Source organism: Austwickia sp. TVS 96-490-7B, assembly GCF_019331795.1.
Lineage (GTDB): Bacteria > Actinomycetota > Actinomycetes > Actinomycetales > Dermatophilaceae > Austwickia.
The window spans coordinates 1-3,525 of the sequence record NZ_JAHPZL010000014.1; the positions used below are offsets into that span (position 1 = coordinate 1).

Consider the following 3,525-nt stretch of genomic DNA (forward strand, 5'->3'; position numbering starts at 1 on the left):
CGCGGCGTGTGCCGCCAGTGCCACGCCTGGGGCTTCATGCCGGTGCCACACGGCCTCGTGGGCCCGCCAGAGCGCCGCACGCCGGTGTCGCGGCTTCGTGGACCTCCCCGCCCTGAACGGCCCGCAGAAGCGCTCCTGCGGGCTTCTGCGGGTTTCGTGCGGCGCGTACCGGACCCTAGGGGACACCCCCCGGGGTCCGGTGCCGGCTGTCCCGCCGGCTGCCGGCGGGAGCCCTGAGCGTTGCGGCGTGGGCCGTTCAGGGCGGCCGGCACGCCAGGGGGTGGGTTTCTTCTCCGGGGCTGTGGCGGGGGTGGTTTCGGGTTTCTTTGACCCTGATGGGGGATTTTTTGTGCGGGTCAGGAAGTGCTTTCAGGGTGTTCCTCAACTGTTCCTAGGGTGTTCTTTGCCTGTGTCTCTCAGGAACACCTTCCACCCCTTCCACCAGGCATGACGTCCCTCTAGGAGAAAAACCCCACCCATCCATCGTCCCTCAGGGCGGGTGGGGTTTTTCTCCATTGGGACTGCCTGGTGGAAGGGGTGGAAGGTGTTCCTGAGGTCAGGGTGGGAATGTGCTGATATGGAAGTGGATATACCGGGTATGTGGTGGGGTGGGATGCGTGGGGGTAGACCGGGTAGGGCGGGTGGTACACAATGTGTACATGACGGGTGAAGCGTTGGGACGGCCGGTGTCGGTGCGGTTGCCGGAGTCGCTGCGGGTACGGGTGGAGGCGTTGGCAGCAGCGACGCGACGGTCCCGGGGGGATGTGCTGCGTGAGGCGATGGAACGTGAGGTGGACCGGTTGGAGTGGGAGCAGCAGCTGCTCGCGCGGGCGGTACAGGTGCGCACCGGGCAGGTGCGTGCACTCAGCGCGGACGAGGTGGATCGGATGCTAGGTCTTGACGGGGTCGCGGTCCCAGCAGACGCGGTAGACGACCTGTCGTGAATCGCTCCTGGCATCTGGAGTACGACCCGGCTGTAGTGAAGTGGCTGCGTAAGGCCGACCCCCAGGTCGCTCGACGGCTGCGTGACGCGTTGCGGGCAGTAGAAACCCTCGAGGACCCCCGGGTCCGGGGGAAGGCGTTGACCGGCTCGCTGGCTGGGTTGTGGCGTTACCGGGTCGGGGACTACCGGATCATTTGCGACCTGATCGAGGACCGCCTCGTGGTCCTGGTCATCGACATCGACCACCGCAGCCGGATCTACACCAGCTGACCTCGCAGGTCACCCCCAGGCCGCCCACGGTGACAGACCAGCTCACAAACCACACCAGCCAGCGACAAAAACCACCGTGAGATAAGAGACAGCAAGTATAGCGTTTGTTAAACAAACGCTGGTGAAGCGCCGTACGGATACGCCACAAAACAGGGGAACCCCTAGCCCGTTAATCATGGGCGCGATCACGCTATTCACGCGAGCCGCTAACACACCACACGCCAGCCAGTCGACACAACTCACCGAAGGGCTTTACTCGCTCTCGCGCTGCGCTGGTCCAGCCAGATCAACCGCGAGTGGGCACGGCGGACAACATCGTTTCACCACCACTCACACACCCGCCTACCACCCACTCGCCACGCACCGTTGTGCTGTCTTGGTGTCTGTCATCGCGGGCACACCACCCCCGAGCCCTGCCAGCACCCTCTTCTCACGCCACCAGGACCGACACACCTCATGCATTCCAGGACGTGAGACCACCACTGTCCACCAACGCCCGAGAACCACCAGACACCGAACCCCCCAACCAGCACCCCTGGAACACTGAAAACGCCACGTTAGACCTCCTGATGCGCGACTTGCTTGCATCGTCGATGTGCCCCCACCTCATGTCCTCGTTGTGGATCCGTGGTCTCTGCATGAGTGCTGACACGGAGTCGTCGCCGTGAAAGTTCATCGAATCTGCCGCTAGAAGAATTCGCTTCAGGTTTATCCGTCGTGGATAAACCTGTAAACTCAACCCTGTTTCAGGGCATTATGAACAGTGCCGACTGAGCAGCCGAGGCGGGCCGCGATGGCGCGTAGGGATAGTTTCGGTTCAGCGGCTTTGAGGTCGCGGATTTGGGTGCGGCGTTGTTCGGCGCGGGTGAGGTAGATCTCGCGGGGTTCTGAGGTCCAGCGTTTGATGGTTTGTTCGGTGAGTCCGGTGAGTTTGGCGGCTTCTTTGATGGTGCGTCCGTTGCGTGGTTTACGCAGGTGAGGTGGTACGGGGGGGCGACTCACAGCCCCTCCAAACCTTGACGTCGCACCTTTCCTGAAGCCTGTCCGCCTTTGCGGCCGCGGGCGGCTTGGATGGTGGTGAAGGTTGCTTCGTAGGTGGTGGGTCCGTCGTGCCACATGCGGGAGCGGGTGGTGATCCAGCGGGTGATGCTGGTGGCGATGGTGTGGGCTTCGTTGGGGGGTAGGGGTGTGTGGTATTCGGCGTTGCGGGTGGTGACTTCGGTGTGGATGGCGGTGGCCAGGCCGTGGGGGTCGCCGAAGTGGTGGCGTAGCTCTCGGTAGGCCCAGGTGCGGGCGGTTTCGAACAGGGCGCAGTTGCGGCCGAGTCCGGTGGGGTTGCGTCGTCGGGTGCGGGTCCAGGAGGTGTCGGGGAGGTGTCCGAGGGCTTCGAGGCGGGCGGCGAGGTCGTCTAGGGCGTAGAGCTCATCGGTGATCCAACGGGTCTCCCAGGCTCTGTGAGCCGGGTTCTTGGTCATCAGGCCCGAATACCCCTGATCGCCGTCTACGGCCCTCCTGAGGCCTTCTGAGACCGCTGTGGCGTATGCCAGGGGCTTGCGGTGGGCGTACTCGGTGCGGATCACGGGCGCTGAGAGCGCCCAGACGGCGTGGGCGTGGCCGTTGTGGGGGTTTTCCACGATCGCGTTGGGAAACCAGCCTGCGCGGTCCCACAGGGCTCGTAGGACCGCGTCGGGGTGGTCGATGTCGACCACGAGGAGGTTCGACATGGCTTGGGGGTTGGCTTCGATGTACCGCTTGACCAGGGCTTTAGGGCGGGACATGCGGTAGATGCCCGTCAGGAGGTCGTCGGTGGCGTAGGGGCGTTGGGGCAGCCAGATCTGTTCCCAGTGCTCCTGGGTGTCCCCTGGCGGTGTGGTCATGGTGCTTGACCCTGCCACGGGTGGGGCTGGTGGTGGGGGATCTGACCCCGGCGTGTTCAAAGTGGGTGACGAAGCCAAGTCAGATATTTCCCCCGCCAGGGGGTGGGGTCAGGCGTGCCCCGCAGGGGCTCCGCGTAGTGCCTGTGCCTGCGCCCTGCTCAGCTGCTCCCGCCCTGGTCAACCCAGCCACCCCTCCACGTCTGGCGCTCTACTGGAGCACCGCCAGGCGCGCTCTACGGGCCCGGCAGCCGACAGCGCGGCTCTGCGGGTCAGGTACGCACCTGCGTCAGGTGCCCCTGCTGGTTTCGCGCGGCGTGTGCCGCCAGTGCCACGCCTGGGGCTTCATGCCGGTGCCACACGGCCTCGTGGGCCCGCCAGAGCGCCGCACGCCGGTGTCGCGGCTTCGTGGACCTCCCCGCCCTGAACGGCCCGCAG

Annotated in this window: 4 protein-coding genes; 2 read left to right on the plus strand and 2 right to left on the minus strand. The window is 65.2% G+C overall.

Features of this window, described 5'->3' with window-relative positions; translation table 11 throughout:
- The first annotated feature begins 659 nt into the window (after nucleotides 1-659).
- Together KEM60_RS14335 and KEM60_RS14340 are read left to right on the plus strand one after the other, a co-directional pair.
- Nucleotides 660-944, plus strand: coding sequence for a ribbon-helix-helix protein, CopG family (locus KEM60_RS14335; RefSeq protein WP_219108429.1), 285 nt, complete (start codon nucleotides 660-662; stop codon nucleotides 942-944).
- On the plus strand, nucleotides 941-1,213 hold the full coding sequence (locus KEM60_RS14340) for a type II toxin-antitoxin system RelE/ParE family toxin (RefSeq protein ID WP_255574694.1): 273 nt from the start codon (nucleotides 941-943) through the stop codon (nucleotides 1,211-1,213). The genes KEM60_RS14335 and KEM60_RS14340 overlap by 4 nt, the downstream gene beginning before the upstream one ends.
- Nucleotides 1,214-1,948: 735 nt before the next feature.
- On the opposite strand, the gene KEM60_RS14345 is transcribed toward KEM60_RS14340, so the two are convergent.
- Nucleotides 1,949-2,215 carry a helix-turn-helix domain-containing protein gene (locus KEM60_RS14345; RefSeq protein ID WP_219108430.1) on the minus strand — a complete coding sequence of 89 codons (267 nt, stop codon included), beginning with the start codon at nucleotides 2,213-2,215 and terminating at the stop codon, nucleotides 1,949-1,951.
- Nucleotides 2,212-3,090, minus strand: a complete 879-nt coding sequence (locus KEM60_RS14350; RefSeq protein ID WP_255574696.1) for a replication initiation protein — start codon at nucleotides 3,088-3,090, stop codon at nucleotides 2,212-2,214. The genes KEM60_RS14345 and KEM60_RS14350 overlap by 4 nt, the downstream gene beginning before the upstream one ends.
- Nucleotides 3,091-3,525: the final 435 nt, after the last annotated feature.